The organism is Streptosporangium sp. NPDC001681 (genome assembly GCF_040298085.1).
GTDB lineage: Bacteria > Actinomycetota > Actinomycetes > Streptosporangiales > Streptosporangiaceae > Streptosporangium.
In genome coordinates, this window is record NZ_JBEOZN010000053.1 from 37,800 (window position 1) to 59,687 (window position 21,888).

Sequence of the window (21,888 nt, forward strand, 5' to 3'; positions counted from 1 at the left end):
GACAGCCTGTCCGCCGCTCGCACGCGGTCGAGCCCCGCGGCGACGTTCGCGTTCAGCGAGGCTCTCCCTTCGCCCTTGCGGCGTACCAGTTGGTGGAGCCGGGCTCCTGGGGCGTGATGCCGACGTCTCGGATGACAACTTGGGTTGGTGGCCTGTAGGGAACCGGGAGTCCCGGGCCGAGTAGATCGCGATGACGCCTCCGTACCGGATGGTTCAGTCGTCGAGGACCGTCAGGTCGAGCTCGTGGAGGCGTTCGGGGTCGGCCAGTACCTCGATCGAGACGATCTTTCCGTCCGTGACGGTGAAGGCCATGACGGACAGCGGCCGGCCCTGGGCGGCGACCACGACTCCGGCGGATCCGTTGATCAGCGCCGGGCGTGCGAACGGGGAGAGCCGCCCGAAGGTGAGCGCCTGTTCGGCCACGGTCCGCGCACCGGAGATCACCACGGTGTGGCGGGCACGCGCGACGCCGCCGTCGGAGCGCAGCACGACGTCGGGATGGAGCACGGCGACGAGCGCGTCGAAGTCGCCGTCGCGGGCGGCGGCGAAGAACGCGTCGACGATCTCACGTTGGCGGGTGAGGTCGGGGTCGGGTGCCGGGGCCTGCCCCCGCACCCGGCGGCGCCCGCGGCTCGCGAGTTGCCTCGCCGCGGCCGGGGACCGCTCGATCATCGGGGCGATCTCCTCGAACGGTACGGCGAACATGTCGTGCAACACGAACGCGAGCCGCTCGGCCGGTGTCAGGGTCTCAAGCACCACCAGGAGCGCCAGCCCGACCGAGTCGGCCAGCAGCGCCTCGTGCTCGGGGTCGACCCCGTTCTCACGGCTGATGATCGGGTCGGGTACGCGCAGGTCGAGGGGGTCCTCGCGGCGCCGTTCGCGCGAGCGCAACGTGTTCAGGCACACGCGCGCCACCACCGTGGTCAGCCATCCACCGAGGTTCTCCACGCTGCCGGTGTCGGCGCGACTGAGCCGCAGCCAGGCGTCCTGAACGGCGTCATCGGCCTCGCTCACCGAGCCGAGCATCCGGTAGGCCACCGCCCGCAGATGAGTCCGGTGTTCCTCGAAACGCTCCGTCAGCCATTCGCGCTCGTCCATCGAGTCACATTCCTTCCATATGAGGTGTCACAGCGGTAGACCCGCGAAAGCTGGCCGATGTGACCGGGAGATCGACTCCCGGACCGAACGAGTTTGGAGAAGCCATGACGTCACCCATCCTGCTCACTGGCGGCACGGGCACGCTGGGACGCCTCGTCGTACCGCTCCTGCGGGACGCCGGCTGCGAGGTACGGGTGCTCAGCCGGCGCGGCCACGAGCCCGGGGACGGCATCGAGTACGTGACCGGCGACCTGCTCAAGGGCGAGGGGGTCGAGTCCGCGGTGGACGGGGCCGAGACCGTCCTGCACCTCGCGGGCGGCCCCAAGGGCGATGACGAGGCTACCCGGAACCTGGTGCGGGCCGCCTCCCGGGCCGAGGTGCGGCACCTGGTGTACATCTCGGTCATCGGGGCGGACCGGATGCCGTTGGGATACTTCAGGACCCAGTTGGCCGCGGAGCGGGCCGTGGCCGACTCCGGCCTGCCCTGGACGACGTTGCGTGCCGCCCAGTTCCATGACCTGGCCTTGAAAGTGGTGCAGGCGATGGCGAAGCTGCCGGTGATACCGGTTCCGGGTGGGCTCCGGTTCCAGCCGGTCGATCCGCGCGAGGTGGCGGCCCGGCTGGTGGAGCTGACGCTCGGCGGCCCGGCCGGTCGGGTGCCCGACCTGGCCGGGCCGAAGGTGTACGGGATGGCCGAGCTGAGCCGCGGATACCTGCGGGCGTGCGGCAGGCGCCGGTTGATGATGCCGGTCCGGATGCCGGGGAAGGTGGGCCGCGCGTACCGGGCCGGCGAGAACCTGTCTCTTGAGGGGGCCACTGTGGGCAAGCGGACCTGGGAGGACTTCCTGGCCGAACGGGTGCGGTAGCGGATCGATGGTGCCCGATGTCGTGGTGGCGTGAGACTGCGATGATCGACTCGGTCACGACTCCTGCCGAAGTGTCGTCGCGGCCGGTCGCACGCGGTCGAGCCCCGCGGCGATGCCCGCGTTCAGCCGGGCAGAACCCGTAGCAGCGCGTTGCGAGCGCCGGACAGGCGGCCGGTGCCGGCCAGGCGGGTCATCCAGCGCGACATGGTCACCAGGCGCTGGGCGGGCCGGCGACGCCGGGCGTCGTAGGCGCGCAGCGCGATCGCCACGTCCGCCGGGGTCCTTGGGGCGGCCAGGAGGTCGGCGAGGGCGGCGGCGTCCAGCAGGGCCTGGCAGGCGCCCTGGCCGAGGGAGGGGGTCATCGCGTGCGCGGCGTCGCCGACCAGGGCGACGTTGCCGGTGACGAAGGATCTCAGGCGTGGGGACAGGTCATGGATCTCGTGCCGCAGTACCGTCTCCTCTCCGGCCTCGGCGAGGACGCGCGGGATCGGGTCGTGCCAGCCGGCGAAGCGGGCGCGCAACTCGTCGAGGCTCTCCCTTCGCCCTTGCGGCGTGGCCACCGCGGCGTACCAGTTGGTGGAGCCGGGCTCCTGGGGCGTGATGCCGAAGACCTGGCCCGGCCCCCAGGTCTCCCCGAAGCTGGGCGGCTCGAAGCCGGTCACGCCGCGCCAGGCCACGATCCCGCTGTAGCGGGGCCGGGGGGCGGCGTCGAAGTAGGCGGCGCGCACCGCGCTGCGCAGCCCGTCCGCCCCGACCACCAGGGCGTGCTCCTCGTGCAGCGTCACCGGATCGGTGATCTGCGTTCCTGTTCTGATCGTCGTCTCGCCCACAGCCCGCAGCAGCATCTCCATCAGTGAGACCCGCGAGATCATCAGCACCGGTGAGCCGCCCCGGCGCTCGATGCGCCTCAGCGGCAGGTCGGCCAGGTGGCGTCCGTGTGGCGCGCGGATGAGGGCGTCTCGGTAGGGCACCGTACGGCGGCGCAGCTCCTCGCCCAGGCCGAGCCGGTCGAGCGCGGCCTGGGCATCGGGGCGGATACCCAGGGCGGTGCCCGCCGAGACGATTCGCGGCCAGCGTTCGAGCACGGTCACCTCCCATCCGGCCATGCGCAGCCCGATGGCGGTCGCCAGTCCGCCGATCCCGGCACCGACGATGACGGCGGTCGCTTTCATGCTCTGATTCCCCTCCATCCGATTCACCACAATTGTGGTACCACTAGTGTGGTGATTCAGGCAAGCCCGGATAATGAACGGCATGGTGCAGAACCGCGAGCGTCGCGACCGGCTGCGAGACGCGGCCATCGAGGTACTGGCCCGCGAAGGCGGCAGGGGCCTGACCCATCGGGCGGTGGATCACGAGGCCACCCTGCCCGAGGGCACGGCCAAGAACTACTTCGCCACCCGTGACGCCCTGCTGCAGGCTGCCGCCGAGCGCTGCGTGCAGCGCTACTGGGCCGACCTGGAGCAGGCCGGTACGGCGGGCATCCAGGGGCGCGAGCAGCTGGTCGGCCTGCTTCGCGAACTGCTCGACCGTGCGGTCACCGTCAACCGGTCACGGGTCCTGGCCTACCTGGAACTGCACGCCGAGGCCGCGCGCAGGCCGCAGGTGCAGGCCACTCTCGCCGAGCTCAACCAGGCGGACCTCGCGCTGCACCTGCGAGTTCAGCAGGCCGCCGGGCTGGCGGCGACCCCACGCGGCGCCGCCATCGTGACCATGTGCGTCAGCACCGCGCTGACCTACCTGCTCACCCAACCGCCGCAGGTGCTCAAGGCCTACGGGCTTGACGACCTCGACGCCTTCCTGCGCGACCTCATCGACACGACATATCCGCGCCCGGCCTGACCGGACCTCGTACGACGCCCGCACCTGCCGGATCCGCAGCTGTCGCCGGAGACGTCAGGCGGTCAGAGGTCCAGGCCGGAGCCGCCGAACCGGTCCTGGAGGAACCTGCCCTGGTCGCGCAGGGCCTGCTCGTCGCCTCGGTAGACCGACTCGGCCACCTTGCGCAGCTGGGTGTCCAGCAGGTCGAGCTGGGCGAGCAGCTCCTCGTGGGCGCTGCGCTCCCGCTCGCCGCGCCGGGTGAGCGCGTACGAGCGGGGCAGGTTCGCGTACGTCTCCAGGCTGGACGGCAGGTAGTCCCTGATCGTCTGCGACACGATGTGCAGGTGGTCGGGTGCGGAGGTGAGCGCGTCCGCCCGCCGGAGGATGTCGCGCACCACCTCGGCGAGCACGCCGACTCTCGCCACCACGTCGTCGGGGAACCGGTTCCCGCCGATCTTGGCCAGCAGGGTGTCCAGGTCGGCGTGGAGCCGCCGGGACTCCACCTCCGCGTGCGAGATCGTGAGACGTACCCGGTCCGCCGGGGCCAGCAGCGCCCCGACGCCGTACAACCCGGCGACCACGACGGGCCAGAACGTCCCGGCGAGGTCGAGGAAGACCAGGGCCACCCCGACGAGTGCCAGGGCGCATCCGGCGATGTTCCTGGTCGACCCGGCGTAGGCGAGGATACGGCCGCCAGGACTACTGGTAGCCACGGATCTCCTTGAAAGCCGCGGCCAGCGACCCCTTCCGGGCGTCGAAGGTCGCCCCACCGGTGAGCTGGGCGATCTGTCTCATCTCGTTGACGTCGCTGTCGCCGAAGAGCACGACGAAGGTCGGGAACTTCGCGGGCAGTGACGCGTAGTAGCCGGCGAAGTCGTGGTATGAGCTGCCGTCGGTGTTGTCGCCGTCCGTCATCAGCACGATCGAGGTGAAGTCCTCCGATGCCGACGACCCGGCCTCCTCGTAGGCGGCCCGCAGGCTGTCGAAGATCGCCGTGCCGTCGTGCGCCCGCAGCGCCTCGCTGTACGAGCGGATCCGCTGGAGCACCGGTTCGGGGTTCCGGTCGGGCAGCGTGAAGGTCTGCGGGATGCCGGGGGTCGTGTTGAACGGGATCATCGTGACCGTCTCGCGGTCGCGGAAGCGCGAGAACGATCCGCTGACGGAGGTGTCGGCGCCGGACAGGGCGGTCAGCGCCTGCTTGAGCGCGTCGATCCGTTCGCCCTCCATCGAACCGGAGGTGTCCAGCACGAACAGCGTCCGCGACGGCCTGCGCACCTGGTTGAGGTAGACGCCGATCAGCTCGTCGGCCGCGTCGCGCCGGTTGGGGAAGGGCAGCTCCACCAGTGACGCGGACCCGAAACGCCGGTCCGGCCCGACCTCGGGGACGATCGGCCGGCGGTGGGTCGTGGTCATGACCTCCCGCTGGATCTCCGGGGTGCGCAGCCAGGCGGCGAGCTTCCCGTACAGCTCCTTCTTGTCCGGTGTCGCGGAGCTCAGCAGCGTGAGCGGGTAGTCGGCCGTCACCACCCCGTCGCTCGGGTAGATCAGCGTGAGCGGCTCGGAGAGCCTGCCGGAGGCGTTGAGGCCCAGCAGCACGGACTCGTAGTTGACGAGCCCGTCCACCTCGCCCTGCCTGGCGTACGCGTCCGCGAGCCAGCCGGAGGAGCCGGAGGTGAGCGTCTGCGCCGAGAAGAACTCCTTCAGCCTGGGCGTCGCCGCGTCGATCTGGGCCTTGTCCAGCGCCTCCCCGGCGTCGGAGAGCGCCGCCGTCACACCGACCAGCGCGGAGAACCCGGAGTTGGACGCCGCGGGGCTGGTCATGCCGAAGGTGAACTCGCGGGCGCGCGCGGCTGAGGCGATGTCGTTCCAGGTAACGGGTTTGCGGTCCCAGCCGAGCTCGCGGGCCTTGGAGGCCTTCAGCCCGAGCAGTACGGGCGAGACCATGACCTTGGTCTGGGTCGAGAGCCGCGCGGTCGCCCCGTCGATCAGTGACAGGTAGCGGTTGGAGGAGAACCACGTCGCGTCGTACTGCCCGTCCGCGCCACCGCTCGCCACCTGGTCGGCTCCGTCGAGCGTTCCGGCGTACGACAGCGCGACCCGCACGCCGATCGCGTCCCGGGCCCGCTTGAGCAGCGGTTCCAGGTCGCCGATCTCGCTTCCCGCGAGGACGCGGAGCACGTCGGGACCGTCCACGGGGGTGGCCGGCGTGTCGGCCCCGCCGCACGCGGCCGAGGCCACCAGCAGGGTCAGCGCGGCGAGCGCCCGCCTGATCGGGCGAGAACCCGTTCGTGCTCTCATCGCGGGAGCGCCTGTTCGTCGCCGTGCCGAGAGCGTTCCAGGTAGGTGCGCGCGTGGTCGAGTTCGACGGTCAGGCTGTCCACGGTGATCGCCATGTTCTCCACGGCCTTGGCCTTGAACGTGTCGATCATGTCCATGGTGGTGTAGATGTTGTCGAACGCCTTGCGTAGCGCGTCCATGTCGACCGTGGTGGACGCCGCCTGGGTCTGGATGTCGGCCGCCTGGGTACGCAGCATCTCGCTGGTCGCCACGATCAGGTCGGAGGTGGTGGTGTTCAGCGCCGTGATCTGGTCGAGCACGAGCTTCTGGTTGGCGAGAGCCTGCGCCACGGTCACGGCCGTGCGCAGCGCCGCGATCGTCGTCGTGGTCGCCCGGTCCACGCCCTTGATCAGTTCAAGGTTGTTCTTGCGGATCAGATCCAGCGCGAGGTAACCCTGGGCGGACACCGCGAGCTGGGTCAGCAGGTCCTGGTGCTTCTGCCGGATGCCGAACAACGCGTCCGAGCGGAGGGCGGTGGCCTTCTCCGGGTCGGCCGCCTCGACATGCATGATCTTGTCTTCCACCGCGGAGTCGAGGGCGGCGGCGAGCAGGGCGTACTCCTGCAGGCGCTTCATCGACTCCCACAGGTTGGCCTTCTCGCCCTCGATGGCCGCGTTGTCCTTGCGCAGCTCGTCCTGCCCAGATTTGAGGGCGCGGATGATGTCGTCGATGTGCCGCTGCGCCGACTGGTACTTCGCGAAATAGTCGCGCAGTTTATCGCCGAACGGGATCAGTCCCAGCAGCTTCTTGGCCGGGGTGGACGCCTGCTTGGGGTCGAGGTCGACGATCGTCCGGCGCAGCGCGGTCAGCTGCCCGGCCACCGCCGCCTGCGCGTCCCTGCCCTCGCCCCTGGCGGACGTCAGTGCGGCCACCGGACGCTTCAGCATGCGGTTCGCCACCTGGGAGGAGGCCCGGATCTCCGAGTCACCCATGGAGGTGATGTCGTGCACCTTGCGGGTGAACTCCGGCGACCGCGGGTCCAGGCCGCTCAGCTCCTCGGCGAAGTCACCTGCCTTCTCCGCCAGTTCGGCGCCTCGCTCCTCCGGTACCGGCAGCATGGTGGCCGCCTTCTCCACGGGCACCTTGGCCACGGGTTCCGGCGGGCTGAGCACGAGATCGCTCACGGTGGTCTCTCCTCGAAACGGTGGGAAGGCGAGGTCAGGGGGTGGGGGAGGGAACCACGCCGGATCGGTAGAGCCTGTCGATCGCGGTGATCATGCCCTCCAGCCGTTCGTAGTCGGGCGGCTCCACCACGTCGATCAGGCCGGCCGGCAGCGGAGCCCCTGCCTTCGCCACCAGGTCGTCGAACGCCTTGGCGTCGGCGGTGCGGAAGCCGTACAGGGCCGCGAGGCGCCCGAGTTCCGGGTCCTCCTGCAGGAGCCGGCCGACCTCGGTGCCCTGCGCGCCGAACGGTACGAGCGTGTGCTTGCTGAGGACCGTGGGCGAGGGGTAGAGCAGCCGCATGTCGGGGCGGATCAAGCCGTCCCCCGCGAAGAGGCGCGAGGCGTACTGCGCCTCGTAGATCATGACCATGGGTGTCTTCCCCATCCCCAGAGCCAGGTAGTCCTCGAACGGAGCCTCGGTGGAGGTCTCGGAGTATCCCTGGTCGAGGAAGAGGGGGGCGACGGCTCCGGCGACCTTGGAGCCCTGCGCGTTCGAGGTGATCACGTCGTCGCCGTTGGCCACGTAGCCGGCGATCGAGAGGTACATCGCCGCGGAGTTGGAGGTGCGGATGTCGGTGGTGGTGAGCAGGACGCGCTTACGCGCCGGGTAGGCGGTGTTGCCCGGCAGCCTGTCCCACCGGGTGCCCTTGGCCACCAGATCCAGATATTTCTTGATATCGAACACCGGGTAGCCCAGGCCGGAGTTCCGCACGACGCCCGCCTTGGCGAGCACGTCCTCGATCGGCTTGAAGGTGGCGATCGCCATGGGGGAGGAGAACGGCGCGAACGTGCGGGTGGCGCCCTGGTCACGTTTGATCTTCTCGGCCGCCGGAGCGCTGGACGGGAACGCGAAATCGTACTTCTTGAGATCCACCGAGGCGGCGATCTGGCGTGATCCGGCGGTGTCGACCTCCACCCGGAGGCCGTGTCCGGCGAAGACCGCCCGCACCCGCCGATCGTCGAAGAACGGTTTCTTCTCCGATCCGATCACCCCGCGGACCAGGGTGAGCTCCCGCGTCTCCGCGCCGCCGCCACGGTTGCCCACCACGATCGCCGCCACTACGGCGGCGCCGAGGAGCAGCGCCAGCCCGACGCCGATCCAACGCTTCATGTGATCCCTCGAAGGCTTGCCCCATATAGCGATAAAACAGCGTTCTATATTGAATTATGTGAGATATGACGACAGGGCGAAGTGAGGCATCCATGATGCGCTGACAATTCAGCTTTCATTCATCTTCTCGCCATAAAGTAAGACAGGTGCGCCGTCACCTACCGCGGCATCTTGACCCCGGCTGTCACTGTCTCCTGGTTCCGCACACCTTGAGCGCCGCGTCCTGACCGTCCGGCCCGGTATCGAGACCGGCAGCGATTCCCACCGGCTCGCCCAGGCCCGAACCCGGGAAGTCGGCGTCGGGGTGAGGCCTCACCGGCACCCGTGGACGATCTCGATCAAGGGCTGAAGACCGGGCCATCGGGCTCGCATGCTCGGAGTCATCGCCCCGGGGAGAGACCGGCGTCGAACCGTACCTCGACGTCGTCGCTGAGTTTGAGTGTGCCGAAGAACGCTGAATAGGGCCGGATGCCCCACCGGGTCTGCACGATGGTCGCCGAGCCGCGTACGCGGTCCTCGGTCAGCAGGCCCTGGAGCGTGACGGGCCGGGTGACGCCGACGATGGTGAGATCGCCCTCGACGCGAAACGACTCCGCTGTTCCGCTGATCCGTGTCGATCGGAACGTGATCGCCGGGTGACGCTCAACGTGCAGGACCTTCTCCTGAAGGTTCTTCTTGATCTCCCGACGATCGGAGTCCGTGAGCGGCTTGATGCCACCGGTTCCCTCCCGGACCTCGAACGACCCTGCGTCGACTTCGACGGTCACCGAGGAGCCGGCCGGATCGGCGACGTCGATCGTGGCATCGCCGTGCCAACGGGTGACCTCGATGGTGAGGTCATGGCCGGCCTTCGCGCCCAGCCCGGTACGGGTCGTATTGACGATGAGCCGGCCGGACTCGGGGCCCAACGTGTAGCTACCAGAGGTGACGCCCACCACGTCAGGCTATCTCGCACCCGAAGGCTCACCGTGGCACGTACATCGGCATGGCGAATACCAGAACCGGAACCGGCGCATTTTTGGCCGCCTGTCGCCTCTCGCGGGCGGGGTCGGGTAGGTGCGATCCAACCTTCGGCGCGTACGGAGCCGGCGGGTTCCGGGAGAGGGCCCGGCGCGGTCCTGCCCTGACCTCGGTAGGGGGCTCGCCGGGACCCGAGCCCGGCAAGGCCGGTGTACCGATAAATAAGACTTCCTTGACAAGTTAATTTGTCGGTCATAGCCTGTGGTCATGCAGGACATCGCCGTGATCGAGGATCCGGCCGCCGCCGAGGTCTCGCTGGACCCCATCCGGGCCCGGCTGCTGGCCGAGCTGAGCGAGCCCGCCTCCGCGACCATGCTGGCCACCAAGGTCGGCCTGCCCCGGCAGAAGGTCAACTACCACCTCAAGACGCTTGAGGCGCACGGGCTCGTCGAGATGATCGAGGAGCGGCGCAAGGGCAACGTCAACGAGCGCATCATGCGCGCGACCGCGGCCTCCTACGTGATCTCCCCGGTCGCGCTGGCGTCCGTCGAGCCCGACCCGGCCCGCTCTCCCGACCAGCTGTCGGCCGGCTGGCTGCTGGCCGTCGCGGCCCGGCTGGTCCGCGACGTCGGGGCGCTCATCGCCGGCGCCGCCAAGGCGCGCAAACGCGTCGCGACCTTCGCGATCGACACCGAGGTGCGCTTCGCCTCGGCCGCCGACCGGGCCGCGTTCGCCCAGGAGCTTGCCGGGGCCGTCACGACCCTGGTGTCCAAGTACCACGACCAGTCCGCCGAGCACGGCCGCGACCACCGGATCGTCGTCGCCGTCCACCCGAGCATGAAGGAAACCCGATGACGCACCCGTTCGAGCTGAGCCAGGAGATCGAGCTCAGCGCCACGCCCGAGCAGGTCTGGGACGCGATCGCGACCGGGCCGGGCGTCGACTCCTGGTTCATGGGACGCACCGAGATAGGCACCGCCGAGGGCGGCCCGGCGAACCTGACCATGCTGGGCCACACCGAGCAGGCCACGATCACCGCCTACGAGCCGGGCGCCCGCCTGGCGACCCGCGGCGCGCCGGCCCCCGACGGCCGGTTCATGGCGCTCGAATACCTCATCGAGGGGCGTGGCGGCGGCACGACCGTGCTGCGGATCGTGCAGAGTGGCATGCTCGGCGACGACTGGGAGACCGAGTTCGAGGCGATGCAGGCCGGCTGGCCCATCTACCAGGAGACCCTCAAGCAGTACCTCGCGCACTTCATCGGCCGCACCCCATCGGTCACCACGGCCTTCCGGCCCGGAGTGGGCGGCCCGGACGCCGTCTGGAAGACCGTCACCCAGGAACTGGGCGTCACGCAGGACGTCGCCGAGGGCGACGACGTCCGTCTCCCGGACGGCTCCGCCGGGGTCGTCTACTACGCGAACCTGCCCGTCAACCTGGGCGTTCGGACGGACGAGGGCCTGTACCGGTTCATCCACTCCGGTACCGACCGCGGCGACGCCCTCGTGCTCGGTCACCAGAACTTCGCGGGCCGTGACGAGCAGTCCGCGTGGGACACCTGGATGGCCGAGCACTTCGGCTGACCGGCCGGTCCCGGTCAGCCCGTCAGGTAACACCTTCATCCCTCGCGCCGCGACCAGATCAGCGGCGCCGGAAACCAGCAACGCAACCCCAGAGGAGCCAGTCCCATGCGCATCGTGATCATTGAGTTCATGAGCTTGGACGGCGTCGTGCAGGCGCCGGGCGGACCCGACGAGGACACCGACGGTGGCTTCGCCCACGGCGGCTGGTCGCACCCGTTCTTCGATGCTGAAGTGATGGGCGGCGCCTTCGACGACGCGGTGGCCAAGGCCGGGGCACTGCTGTTCGGGCGCCGCACCTGGCAGACGATGGCCGCGGCGTGGCCCGAGCGGGCCGGCGACCCGTTCGCCGACCGGATGAACTCCATTCCGAAGTACGTCGTGTCCAAGACGCTGGGCGACGACGAGCTGACCTGGAACAACACCACCCGCATCCCCGGCGACGAGGCCGTCGCCGACATCAGGAAGCTGCACGAGAGCGACGGCGGCGATCTGGTGGTGATGGGGAGCCCCACGCTCGCGCGCACCCTGCTGAGCGAGGGCCTGGTCGACGAGCTCCGACTCATGATCACGCCGGTGCTTCTCGGTGGCGGAAAGACGATCTTCCCCGACGACGGCGCGTCGCGCACGTTCGAACTGGCCTCCACGGTCATCAGCGACAAGGGCGTGCACGTGTGCACCTACCGGCCGGTCGCCGAGGGGTAGGCCGGGGCGACGGTGCCGCTGTAGCGCGGATTCCCGATCGCCGCCGGGGAGCCCTGGGCCGGGGACCGCACGGTCAGGCGCCGAAGAACTCGACGAGTACGGGGACGATCGCGTCCGGGGCCACGTCGTGGGTCTGGTCCGAGTGCCGTCTCCGACCTCGGCCATGAACGGCGGTTCGTAGAACGCCGGCCTGGTGATGCCGGGGCCGGCCGCCGCGGTCGCCAGGGTGAGAGCCGCACCGGAGCAGACAGCATGGACGTATGCCTCGCCACCGGCCCGCGTGATGAGGGCTTGGAGGTCCTCGACCTCGCGGGCGACCGCGTGCGGCATGGTGTCGGAGCTCTCGCCCCGGCCGCGACGGTCATAGGTGTAGACGGTGAAGGCATTCGGTCAATGCGTCGGCGGACTGCTCAACGCGCGGCCGATGAAGCGCAGCGCGTCCGCCTGTCTGAGGACCGCGGCCGGTCCGACATGGCCCGCGTTCGCCATCACCCGATAGTCGTGGGCCACATCGAGGTCCCACAGCAATCGGTGCAGGTATTCGGATCCGTCCTGCAGCCGGAACTCGTCGGCGCCGCCGCAGTCGACCAGGATGGCAGGCCGGTGGCGACGCAGATCGTCGACATTGGCGCGGAGCCGGCCGTAGACACTGTTGTGCGCGTAGGCGGCCGGGTCGTTCGCTCCCGCGCCCATGGTCAGGTGCAGGTCGCGCAACACGCCGGGAAGGTTCTCGTCGGGCACCTTGTCCATCCGTTCGCCAGGGAAGATCGCCGGTGAGAGCGCGGCGACGGCCCGGTAGCGTTCAGGGTGCCGGAAGCCCAGTTTGAGGGCGCCGTACCCGCCCATCGAGGCGCCGATGACCGCCGTCTCCGGGGCGAGAGGACCGTGCTCCTTCGCGAGGTGCTGCGGGAACTCGTCGGCGACGAGTGTTTCCCAGGACGGACCGTCGGGATGGTCGATGTAGAAGCCGCCGTGGGTCGGCGTGCTCGGGCAGGCGACGACGGCCCGAGGCAGCTCGTCGCGTGTCCAGCCGTCGTCGTAGAGCGGCTTGGCCATATCGAGCGACGCGGAGGATGACATCGCGCCGTGCAGGTGCAGAATCAGTGGCAGCCGCTCGCCGTCTCGCCAGGACGGCGGCGTGAGAACGCGGTAGTCGACGCGGGTGCCTGTCGACGTCGACTGGAAGCTCGCTTCGCGGATTTCACCGAAGCCCATGACCGTTCTCGCTCCCTCACGTTGCGAAGCGCCGGGGCAGCGCCGGTCGGGATGCTACCGAGGTCAGGTAGCGGCGGTACAGCCATTAACGGTGAGATCGATCCTGGGCCCCGGGGTCGTCAATGGACAAACCTGCCTTCGAGCCCGCCATGTTCTCGGTTCGGTCGAGTGAGCTGCCGGGTTTCCCGCCCGATGCCCGGGTGCTCATCGTCAACTGCGACACGTCGCCAAAGGCCCGCGAACTCCTTCAGCGAGAGGGCATCGCCGTGATCGACCACCGGACCATCCAACGGGCATGGTCCCGGCCCGGCGCACCCCGATGGGTCGGCGGCGCGCCTTCCCACTCGACGGCGGCGGTGTGACCGGCCCGGCGTACCCGGAGCCGGCGGTTGTAAGAACCTGGAGCCGGAAGCGCGGATGTTGACACCGGGTCAGCCCAGGACCGTACGGCACGGCTCATCCCGGCGGATGAACTCCGCCCAGGAGATGACGTACTTCGGGACGATCCCTTCGATGAGCTGCGCCTATAGCGTTGCTCCGTGTCCGAGCCGCGTCCGCTGATCGCTCGGCGGCTGCGTCCCGGCCACTGGGTGGCCCTGGACGCCGCCGCCGCGGTGCTGCTCGGCGCGGGCTTTTCCGCCGCGGCGCTGTTACAGGGCAGGGTCGTGACGGTGCCGTTGCTCCTCGCCTCCTGGCTGCCTCTCGCCGTGCGCAGGAGGTGGCCCGGTCCCGTGTTCTATTGGGTGCTCGCCGCCGCGACACTCGCCGGGCTCGCAGGTGAGAGCGAGTCGTACCTGGTCGTGGCGGTGGCGCTGCACATGGTGGCGCTCTCGGAACCTCGGCGGCCCGCGGTCGTCGCGCTCGTCGTCTCCCTGCTGGTAGTGGCGGCCGTGGGCTCCCGGCAATCGTCATGGGCACAGGCGTTGTCGCTGACCGCGTTCGCGTGGCTGCTGCTCGGCCTGTCCTGGACCGTGGGCATGGCCGTACGCGAGCAGCGGGCGCACGCCGCTCGCGCGATCCGGCAATCGGCACGCCAGGCCGTGACGGACGAGCGGTTGCGGATCGCCCGCGAGCTGCACGACGTCGTCGCGCACAGCCTGAGCGTGATCACCGTCAGAGCGGCCATCGCCAACCACGTCGCGGAGACTCATCCCGAGGAGGCGCGGCGCGCGCTCGCCCTGGTCGAGGAGACCGGCCACGCCGCCCTCGCCGACATGCGCCTCGTGCTCGGCACGCTGCGCCCCGCCCCCGCCTCCACCCATCGCGACGGGGGAACCGGCGGGATCGGTTCCGCTCCGGGGCTGGCCGGCATCCCGGCCCTGGCCGCCGGAGCGCGGGCGGCCGGAGTCGCGGTCGACCTCCGCGTCGACCTGGAGCCGACCGTCTCCGAAGGCGTGGGGCCGGCGGTTTACCGGATCGTTCAGGAGGCGCTGACCAATGTGATCAAGCACGCCGCCCCGACGCGCTGCCAGGTCACGGTCGCGCCCGGAGAGCCCGGCGAGGTGATGGTCGTGGTCAGTGACGAGGGCCCGTCCGGCCCTCGCCCCCTGGCACCGCCCGGTGGGAGTGGCGGTCAGGGCCTGGCCGGGATGCGGGAAAGGGCCGCCCTGTACGGCGGGACGCTGTCGGCCGGTCCGCGACCAGGGTACGGGTTCGTCGTGGAGGCGCGTCTGCCCGTCCCGGCACCTTGAGCAGGAGGAGATCACCTGATGGGCGCGATCACGAACGAAGGCGCACGATCCGGCGGCGGAGCGTCCAGAGTGCTCGTGGCCGACGACCAGCATCTGCTTCGCACCGGGTTCCGGCTGCTCATCGAGAGCGCCCCGGACCTGGCGGTGGTCGGTGAGGCGGGCACCGGGCGCGACGCCGTCGACCTGGCCAGGCGGCTACGGCCGGACATCGTCCTGATGGACGTGCGCATGCCCGACCTCGACGGCCTGGAGGCGACCAGGAGGATCCGCACCGACCCCGTCACCGCCGACGTGAAGGTCCTCATCCTCACCACCTTCGACCTCGACGAGTACGTCTACGCCGCGCTCCGCGCCGGAGCCAGCGGCTTCCTGCTCAAGGACACCCGTCCGGGCGATCTGCTCGCCGCCCTGCGCGTGATCGCCGCCGGTGAGGCACTGCTGGCGCCCACGGTGACCAGGCGGTTGATCGCCGAGTTCTCCCGCCATACGCCCGGCGACCCCGGGGCGCCGAACGTCGACCTCGGCCGGATCACCGATCGCGAGCGCGAGGTGCTGTTGCTGATCGCCCGTGGTCTCACCAACACCGAGATCGCCGTACGGCTGGGCGTCGGCCTGGCCACGGTCAAAACGCACATCCGCCGCCTGATGGCCAAACTCGACGCCCACGACCGTGCCCACCTCGTCATCGCCGCGTACGAGAGCGGGCTGGTCAGTGCATCGAGCGGCCGCTGACCACTGCGGGATGCGCGGACCTCGCCCCACTGCTCCGACCAAGGACGTAGTGCTGCGGGCTGATCTCTCCCGATGGCCGAGCACCGCCGTCCTGTCTCGGGCTGACCCGAAGTCCATGCCGCGGGCCGAGGTCAGGGACCAAGCCGTACGGAACCGTAGAAGCATGATCAGAACAAGAGTCGCGGTCTTCGTCGCCGCGCTGCTCACGCTTTCTGTAACCGCGACCGCAGGCGCCTCCGTGGCGGCCGACACCGAACCGGTGAGATTCACCCTGCCGAAACCCTCCGGACCGTACAAGATCGGCACGGTCTCGTTGCATCTGGTCGACGAGTCGAGGACGGAGCCGTGGGTGGGCGCCCTGCAAAAGCGCGAGCTGATGGTCAGCCTGTGGTATCCGGCACGCGACGTGCGCAAGCGCCCCCTCGCCCCGTGGATGCCACGCGCCGCCACCGACCGCTACCTCGGCTCCCTGGGACTGGCACCCGGCAGCGTGACGTTCGGCCGGACCAGCGGCCACGAGGGGGCACCCGTCGACCGGCGTCTCGGCCGGCTGCCGGTCGTGCTGTACTCCCCGGGCGCCAACGCCTCACGGTCCTTCGGCACCGGTGTGGTGGAGGACCTGGCCAGCCACGGGTATGCGGTGGTCACGATAGACCACACCTATGACGCGGCCGTGGTGGAGTTCCCCGGTGGCCGGGTCACCGTGAACCCCGACGGGGAGATCACCGACTTCGACAAGGCCGCGAAGGTACGCGCCGACGACGCCCGGTTCGTGCTGAACCAGCTGGCCGCGCTCCAGGCCGGCGGTAATCCCGACGCGGACCGCAGGAAGCTCCCCACGGGGCTGCGCGGTGCCCTCGACCTGCGGCGGATCGGCATGTTCGGCCACTCTCTGGGCGGAGCGGCCACCTCGTCCGCCATGTACGCCGACCAGCGCATCAAAGCCGGGATGGGCCTGGACGGAGCCGCGCTGGGGCCGGTCGTCGACGGCGGGCTGAACCGGCCGTACCTCGTCGTGGACACGCCAGGAAAGGGCGGCATGGCCACCAACCCCCAGTTGCGGAAATTCTGGTCGAACCTGCGCGGCTGGCGGCTCAACCTGACCCTGAACGGAGCCGCGCACAACTCCTTCGGCGATGACGCGCTCATCCTGCCCCTGGTCGCGCCACTGCTGAAACTGTCCAACCAGGAGCTCCGGGAACTGGTGGGCACCATTCCGGCCGCGAGAGCGTTGGCCTTCCAGCGCGCCTATCCCCGGGCCTTCTTCGACCTGCACCTGCGCCACCGCGGTCATCTGCTGGACGGTCCCTCCAGGCGTTTCCCCGAGGTGAGACATACCCGCTAGTGGCAGGCGCGGTGTGAAGAGGCGCCGGTCGGACGCGACCCGAGCCTGGTCGCGCGGAGCACGAAGGGTTCGGTGCGGCTCGGAGAGATGGACACAAGCCATCCGCAAGTGCCCGTCCCTAGGCTTCTCGCCGGTGAGCCGCCCAGGTCACCCCGATCATTTCGTTCGCCTCGGAAAGGGGATCTCTCAATGGCGGTCAAGAACGGTTCGAAGGCCGCCCTGACCCGGATCAACAGGTGCGGGCGGGAAGGGGCGTCCGTGCTCAGCCTGAGCGGGCTGAAGCTGACGGAGCTGCCCGAGCGGATGAGGGACCTGACGCAGCTGCGCGAGCTCGACCTGACCTTCAACGAGCTGACCGAGCTTCCCGAGTGGCTGGGCGACCTCACCGGTCTCACCCGGCTCCGCCTGTCCTACAACAACCTCGCCGGGCTCCCCGAACGGCTGGTGAACCTGACCGCCCTCACCGAACTCGACCTCGGCCACAACAAGCTGGCTCGGATTCCCGAGTGGCTCGGCGAGTTGACCTCTCTCACCGGCCTCTCCCTGTTCGGCCTCCGGCTGACCGGGCTTCCCGACTCCTTGCGAAAGCTCACCGCTCTCACCAGGCTCTCCCTGAGCGGCGGCTGGGAGCCGTTCGACATTCCCGACTGGGTGGGCGACCTCACCGCGCTCACCTCGTTCGGCGTGACGCACTGCCGGCCGCCCGTCGGCCTTCCCGAGTCACTGGGCAATCTCACCGCGCTCACCGAGCTCCGCCTCGGTTACAACCACATGGAGGAGGTTCCCGACTGGCTCGGCAACCTCACCGCGCTCACCGAGCTGGAACTGCAAACCAACCGGCTGACCAGCCTGCCGGAGTCGATGCGCGCCCTCACCGCGCTTACCAGGCTCGAACTGCAGGACAACCGGCTGACCGAGCTTCCCGAGTGGCTGGGCGACCTCACCGCGCTCACCAGGATCGGCCTGTGGGACAACCGGCTGACGAGCCTGCCGAAGTCGATCGGTAACCTCACTGGTATCCCCTGGCTCTACCTGTGGGGCAACGAACTGGCCGAGCTCCCCGGGTCGCTGGGCGACCTCACCGGCCTGACCAAGCTCGACCTGCACGACAACCGGCTGACCGAGCTTCCCGAGCCGCTGCGGAACCTCACCGCGCTGACCGAGCTCGATCTGCGCGGCAACCGGCTGGCGGAGGTCCCCGAATGGTTCCCGGACCTCACCGCGCTGACCACCCTCCGTCTCGGCGACAACGACCCGCAGCCCACGGTCCCGGCCTCCCTGCGCCTGCTCGCCCGGACCTCGCCGCAGTGGCGCCGCTTCCTGGCGAGCCGCAACCGCTGATCTCCCGCCGCCTCCGGTCGAGCGTCGGCCCGAACGGAGCGGGGAAGACGACCGCGCCGGCCATGGCCGGCGGGCTGCTGCGCCCGGACGAGGGCACGGCGTTCGTGTCCTCGGGGTGGCCGCCGCGGAGTGATGTTAAGAAAACTAGACACGATGTTGGCTTTGCCTTACATTCGAGGCATGTCATCCGAAGAGAAGAGCGCCTGGATCATGGGCGTGGTCGCGGTGTGCGGGTACGCGGCCTACCTCGTCCTCGTTCTGGGGCGAGCGGACGGTGTCCCGCTCACCGAGGTCCCGTACGTGTCGACGATGCTGTGGAGCATCGGTGCCGCGATCGTGGTGTCGATCGTGCTGCGCATCGCGGTCGCGATCGCCTCACCCAAGGACGCCGGCAAGAAGGACCAGCGTGACCGGGAGATCTACAGATTCGGCGAGTACACCGGCCAGTCGTTCGTCGTCATCGGCGGGGTGGCGGCGCTCGGCGTGTCGCTGGCCGAGCTGGACCACTTCTGGATCGCCAACGTCGTCTATCTGATGTTCGTCCTGTCCGCGGTCGTCGGATCCATCGCGAAGATCTTCGCCTACCGCCGGGGCTTCTGGCCGTGGTGAAGCCGACCAGGGTCACCAACACGATCCGCGCCCTCCGGTTCGCGCACGGAGAGATGACGCAGGCGGAGCTGGCGGACTGCATCGGCGTGACCCGCCAGACCGTCATCGCCATCGAGCAGGCCCGCTACTCGCCTTCGCTGGAGATGGCCTTTCAGATCGCCCGGGTGTTCGACGTCTCGCTCGACGATGTCTTCCAGTACGCGGACAGTGAAGGAGAGACACGGTGAAGGCAATCGTCCAGGACAGGTACGGCTCCCCCGACGTCCTGGAACTCAGGGAGATCGACAGGCCGGTGATGGGGGACGACGACCTGCTCGTACGGGTGCACGCGGCCGCCGTCGATCCGGGCGTCTGGCATCTCATGACAGGTCTGCCGTATCTGGCGCGCGTCATGGGCTTCGGGTTCCGCAGGCCCAAGGTCCGGGTCCGGGGGATGGACGTCGCGGGGCGCGTCGAGGCGGTCGGCGGGAACGTGACCCGGTTCAAACCGGGTGACGAGGTGTTCGGCACCTGCGACGGAGCCTTCGCCGAGTACGCCTCCGCCCGGCAGGACAGCTTCGCGCCGAAGCCGGCGAACCTCACCTTCGAGCAGGCGGCGGCCGTTCCGGTCTCGGCCTGCACCGCCCTGAAGGGTCTTCGCGAGGCGGGGAGGGTGCAGCCGGGGCAGAAGGTCCTGATCATCGGTGCGGGGGGAGGCGTGGGGACGTTCGCGGTGCAGCTGGCCAAGGCGTTCGGCGCGGAGGTCACCGGCGTGTGCGGCACGACCAAGGCGGACCTGGTCCGATCGATCGGCGCCGACGACGTCATCGACTACACCCGCGAGGACTTCGCGGACCGGGCGCGCCACTACGACCTCATCCTCGACACCGCCGGGAACCGCCCGCTGTCACACCTCCGGCGTGCCCTCACTCCCCGGGGAACCCTCGTCATCGTCGGAGGCGAGCGGGGAGGGCGGTGGATCGGAGGCAACGATCGCCAGCTCCGGGCGCTCATGCTCGCACCGTTCGTGGGGCAGCGGCTGCGCGGGCTCTTCTCGATGCCGCGTGCGGAGGACCTTCGGCTGCTGAGGGAGCTGATCGAGGCGGGCAAGATCACGCCGGTCATCGACAGGACGTACCCGCTGGGCGAGGTTCCCGAGGCCATCCGGTATCTGGAGAAGGGGCACGCGCGCGGCAAGGTCGTCATCACCGTGTGAGATGTGACCGGCGGGGGCGCGCCTTTCAACGCGCCGTTGCCCCTGCCGCGAGGGCTGTCATCGCCGGCCGGTGCTCGACGTGATCGCGGGATCTCCGAATTGGATTCCAGTGTCTGGGGATGCTCTTCATCGTTCTCCGCACACGCTCGGGGGAATCAGCGCCACGATCAATCGAAGGGCTGATAGCCGCTCGGTCGTGAGTACACTCTGTTATGCTCTGCGTACTCAGGGTAGTGATGCGGTCGGTTGGTCGTGGTCTTGTCGTAGCCGGCAAGGGTTTCGCTTTCCTGGGGTGTTGATCGTGCTCGCGGTCATGTCGCCCAGAGTTGCGGGAGACGTTGAACGCTCGTGGAGCCGATGTGAGACCAGGCCGTAAGGCCGGGCGGTTGGCGGTGAAGCGGGAACTCCCGAAAGGGAGAACGCTCATGTCGTAAGGCGTGGGCTGTTTGGGGGCGCGCTCACCAGAACACACTCACGAGTAACGGCATGACGACACGTATTCCGCCGTTGCCCGAGGGCGAAAGGGGCGAGCAGGCACGACGCCTGCTCGACGGGCTGGCCGTGGGAGGTGACCGGGTGCCGATGACCGTCGGCTTCTACACGATGACGGCGATGGCGCCGAACATCTTCGGCGTCGAGATCGACCCCGGCCTGGCGGGTGCCTCGTGACCGGCCGGCTGGAGGGGTACGCCGCGATCATCACCGGGGCCGGACAGATTCCCGGCCAGATGATCGGGAACGGCAGGGCGACGGCACTGATCTTCGCCCGGGAGGGCGCCAGACTCGTCCTCATCGACCGTGACCTGGACTCGATGCTGGTCACGGCGGGATTGGTCGAGGAGCAGGGCGGAACCGCGGTCACCGTCCAGGGGGACGTGTCGGTGGCCGACGACTGGTCGACCGCGGTCGCCACCTGCGTCGAGAGCTTCGGCCGCCTCGACGTGGTGCACCACAACGTGGGCGTGGCCATCGGCGACGGCTCTCCCACCTCCGTCGAGCCCGACGACTGGGCACGGAACATGATGATCAACTCTGGCAGCATCCTGCTGATGGCCCGGGCGGTGCTCCCCGTGATGCGGGCCGCCGAGCGTGGTGTGATCACCAACATCTCCTCCATCGCGGCCATTGCCGGAAACCCCTCTCCCGGCAATCCGCCCATCACCTACAAGATGTCCAAGGCGGCCATGAACGCCGCGACCCAGCAGATGGCCCTGGAGAACGCCCGCTACGGAATCCGGGTCAACGCCATCATGCCGGGCCTCATCGACACCCCGATCGGCGTCGACCTGGGCGCGACGGAGTACGGCATGGACAAGGAGGAGAGGGAGGACTACGAGGCCCGTCGCCACCAGCGGGTCCCGCTCAAGGGCGGCATGGGTACGGCATGGGACATCGCCAACGCGGCCCTCTTCCTGGCTTCGGAGGAGGCCCGCTTCATCACCGGCGTCCTGCTCCCGGTCGACGGAGGCCAGAGTGCCAGGGTCGGCTGAGACCCTTTTCGACCGCCTGGCTCATCACTGACGCTCCTGCGGAAAGCTCACAGCCGGGAAAGTGCTGCCAGCGTGGTGTCGAGGTTCTGCACGCGGCCGGGGAGTTCCTGCCCGTGCCACCAGACGATGTCCTCGATCTCGTCGTCGGGGGTGAACGCGCCGTGTGGCGCGGCTTCGTCGGCCTGGTAGAGGGCCGCGTACTCGGTGCGTCGTTCGGGTCCGAGGACATACTCGGCGTACCCGGAGAAGATCAGCCGGGTGATGTGGAAGCCGGTCTCCTCGTGGAGTTCACGCACGGCGGCCTGGCGTGGCGTCTCTCCCGCATCGATCATTCCGCCCGGTAGTTCCCACTTCTGGCGGTAGCGGTTGAACACCAGAAGCAACCGGCCGCGAGACCACAGGGCGACCAGGGCGAGAGGGAGCGGGGCGTCGCCGGGAGGCACGGCCTCGGCGCCGCGGTGAAAGGCGGTCAGCTCGTTGCCGGCGTCGTCGACCGCGAGAGAAGGCAATTGCCGGTCCCCGTCCTTCCCCTGTGCCACGGGTTCGACCTGCTCGGCTCTACCTCGCACAGTGTGGGTGCGCTCCCGCCGGAGGTGGCGGGTGCCATGCGGCCATGGTCCGCATGGCAC

General features: G+C 69.4%; 23 protein-coding genes. 14 read left to right on the forward strand and 9 right to left on the reverse strand.

The genetic code is table 11. From position 1 onward, the window contains the following. Positions 1-213: 213 nt before the first annotated feature. Entirely contained in the window at positions 214-1,098 is an 885-nt protein-coding gene (gene sigJ, locus ABT130_RS23760) for an RNA polymerase sigma factor SigJ (RefSeq protein ID WP_350958605.1), read from the reverse strand. A 104-nt stretch (positions 1,099-1,202) separates the two neighbouring features. On the opposite strand from sigJ, the gene ABT130_RS23765 reads away from it, so the two are divergent. After that, complete coding sequence (locus ABT130_RS23765; protein WP_350958607.1) at positions 1,203-1,964, forward strand: SDR family oxidoreductase; 762 nt, start codon at positions 1,203-1,205, stop codon at positions 1,962-1,964. Positions 1,965-2,086: 122 nt separating this feature from the next. Here the strand turns inward: ABT130_RS23765 and ABT130_RS23770 are convergent, their stop codons facing one another. Next, on the reverse strand, positions 2,087-3,136 hold the full coding sequence (locus ABT130_RS23770; protein WP_350958610.1) for an FAD-dependent monooxygenase: 1,050 nt from the start codon (positions 3,134-3,136) through the stop codon (positions 2,087-2,089). 82 nt (positions 3,137-3,218) lie between these two features. On the opposite strand from ABT130_RS23770, the gene ABT130_RS23775 reads away from it, so the two are divergent. Next, the gene (locus tag ABT130_RS23775) at positions 3,219-3,806 is read left to right on the forward strand and encodes a TetR/AcrR family transcriptional regulator (RefSeq protein WP_350958613.1); all 588 of its coding nucleotides are present in this window, start codon (positions 3,219-3,221) and stop codon (positions 3,804-3,806) included. 62 nt (positions 3,807-3,868) lie between these two features. Here ABT130_RS23775 and ABT130_RS23780 read toward each other — a convergent pair whose 3' ends face one another. From ABT130_RS23780 to ABT130_RS23800, 5 genes are all read right to left on the reverse strand, one after another. Beyond that, on the reverse strand, positions 3,869-4,498 hold the full coding sequence (locus ABT130_RS23780; RefSeq protein WP_350958615.1) for a hypothetical protein: 630 nt from the start codon (positions 4,496-4,498) through the stop codon (positions 3,869-3,871). Then, the gene (locus ABT130_RS23785; protein WP_350958618.1) at positions 4,485-6,083 is read right to left on the reverse strand and encodes an extracellular solute-binding protein; all 1,599 of its coding nucleotides are present in this window, start codon (positions 6,081-6,083) and stop codon (positions 4,485-4,487) included. Before ABT130_RS23785 ends, ABT130_RS23780 begins: the two co-directional genes overlap by 14 nt. Beyond that, on the reverse strand, positions 6,080-7,246 hold the full coding sequence (locus ABT130_RS23790) for a toxic anion resistance protein (RefSeq protein ID WP_350958621.1): 1,167 nt from the start codon (positions 7,244-7,246) through the stop codon (positions 6,080-6,082). Before ABT130_RS23790 ends, ABT130_RS23785 begins: the two co-directional genes overlap by 4 nt. Positions 7,247-7,280: 34 nt before the next feature. Further along, positions 7,281-8,396 carry a hypothetical protein gene (locus ABT130_RS23795; RefSeq protein WP_350958623.1) on the reverse strand — a complete coding sequence of 372 codons (1,116 nt, stop codon included), beginning with the start codon at positions 8,394-8,396 and terminating at the stop codon, positions 7,281-7,283. Between the two features lie 380 nt (positions 8,397-8,776). Next, the gene (locus tag ABT130_RS23800; RefSeq protein WP_350923236.1) at positions 8,777-9,331 is read right to left on the reverse strand and encodes a YceI family protein; all 555 of its coding nucleotides are present in this window, start codon (positions 9,329-9,331) and stop codon (positions 8,777-8,779) included. A 292-nt stretch (positions 9,332-9,623) separates the two neighbouring features. Between ABT130_RS23800 and ABT130_RS23805 the strand changes: the two genes are divergently transcribed. The 3 genes from ABT130_RS23805 to ABT130_RS23815 all read left to right on the forward strand — a co-directional run bounded on the left by ABT130_RS23805 (position 9,624) and on the right by ABT130_RS23815 (position 11,641). Further along, positions 9,624-10,211: an ArsR/SmtB family transcription factor gene (locus tag ABT130_RS23805; RefSeq protein ID WP_350958626.1), complete on the forward strand. Its 588-nt coding sequence runs from the start codon at positions 9,624-9,626 to the stop codon at positions 10,209-10,211. Further along, positions 10,208-10,939 (forward strand): SRPBCC family protein, encoded by a 732-nt coding sequence (locus ABT130_RS23810; protein WP_350923231.1) that lies wholly within the window; start codon positions 10,208-10,210, stop codon positions 10,937-10,939. The genes ABT130_RS23805 and ABT130_RS23810 overlap by 4 nt, the downstream gene beginning before the upstream one ends. A gap of 105 nt (positions 10,940-11,044) precedes the next feature. Beyond that, positions 11,045-11,641, forward strand: coding sequence for a dihydrofolate reductase family protein (locus tag ABT130_RS23815; protein WP_350958629.1), 597 nt, complete (start codon positions 11,045-11,047; stop codon positions 11,639-11,641). A 390-nt stretch (positions 11,642-12,031) separates the two neighbouring features. On the opposite strand, the gene ABT130_RS23820 is transcribed toward ABT130_RS23815, so the two are convergent. After that, positions 12,032-12,856 carry an alpha/beta hydrolase gene (locus ABT130_RS23820; protein WP_350958632.1) on the reverse strand — a complete coding sequence of 275 codons (825 nt, stop codon included), beginning with the start codon at positions 12,854-12,856 and terminating at the stop codon, positions 12,032-12,034. A gap of 539 nt (positions 12,857-13,395) precedes the next feature. Here ABT130_RS23820 and ABT130_RS23825 point away from each other — a divergent pair. From ABT130_RS23825 to ABT130_RS23865, 9 genes are all read left to right on the forward strand, one after another. Continuing rightward, complete coding sequence (locus ABT130_RS23825) at positions 13,396-14,547, forward strand: sensor histidine kinase (protein ID WP_350958635.1); 1,152 nt, start codon at positions 13,396-13,398, stop codon at positions 14,545-14,547. Positions 14,548-14,565: 18 nt separating this feature from the next. Next, positions 14,566-15,279 (forward strand): response regulator, encoded by a 714-nt coding sequence (locus ABT130_RS23830; RefSeq protein WP_350958637.1) that lies wholly within the window; start codon positions 14,566-14,568, stop codon positions 15,277-15,279. A gap of 163 nt (positions 15,280-15,442) precedes the next feature. Next, a complete protein-coding gene (locus tag ABT130_RS23835) occupies positions 15,443-16,624 on the forward strand; it encodes an alpha/beta hydrolase family protein (RefSeq protein WP_350958639.1) in 1,182 nt (393 codons plus the stop codon). A gap of 189 nt (positions 16,625-16,813) precedes the next feature. Next, a complete protein-coding gene (locus ABT130_RS23840) occupies positions 16,814-17,965 on the forward strand; it encodes a leucine-rich repeat domain-containing protein (protein ID WP_350958642.1) in 1,152 nt (383 codons plus the stop codon). A gap of 180 nt (positions 17,966-18,145) precedes the next feature. After that, positions 18,146-18,574: a hypothetical protein gene (locus ABT130_RS23845; RefSeq protein ID WP_350958644.1), complete on the forward strand. Its 429-nt coding sequence runs from the start codon at positions 18,146-18,148 to the stop codon at positions 18,572-18,574. Then, a complete protein-coding gene (locus ABT130_RS23850; RefSeq protein ID WP_451935880.1) occupies positions 18,571-18,801 on the forward strand; it encodes a helix-turn-helix transcriptional regulator in 231 nt (76 codons plus the stop codon). Before ABT130_RS23845 ends, ABT130_RS23850 begins: the two co-directional genes overlap by 4 nt. Then, positions 18,798-19,769, forward strand: a complete 972-nt coding sequence (locus ABT130_RS23855; protein WP_350958650.1) for an NAD(P)-dependent alcohol dehydrogenase — start codon at positions 18,798-18,800, stop codon at positions 19,767-19,769. Before ABT130_RS23850 ends, ABT130_RS23855 begins: the two co-directional genes overlap by 4 nt. 486 nt (positions 19,770-20,255) lie before the next feature. Then, positions 20,256-20,438, forward strand: a complete 183-nt coding sequence (locus ABT130_RS23860) for a hypothetical protein (protein WP_350923212.1) — start codon at positions 20,256-20,258, stop codon at positions 20,436-20,438. Then, on the forward strand, positions 20,435-21,259 hold the full coding sequence (locus ABT130_RS23865; protein WP_350958653.1) for an SDR family NAD(P)-dependent oxidoreductase: 825 nt from the start codon (positions 20,435-20,437) through the stop codon (positions 21,257-21,259). The genes ABT130_RS23860 and ABT130_RS23865 overlap by 4 nt, the downstream gene beginning before the upstream one ends. Before the next feature lie 47 nt (positions 21,260-21,306). On the opposite strand, the gene ABT130_RS23870 is transcribed toward ABT130_RS23865, so the two are convergent. Then, a partial coding sequence (locus tag ABT130_RS23870; protein WP_350958656.1) for an NUDIX hydrolase occupies positions 21,307-21,888 on the reverse strand: 582 nt, incomplete at its 5' end.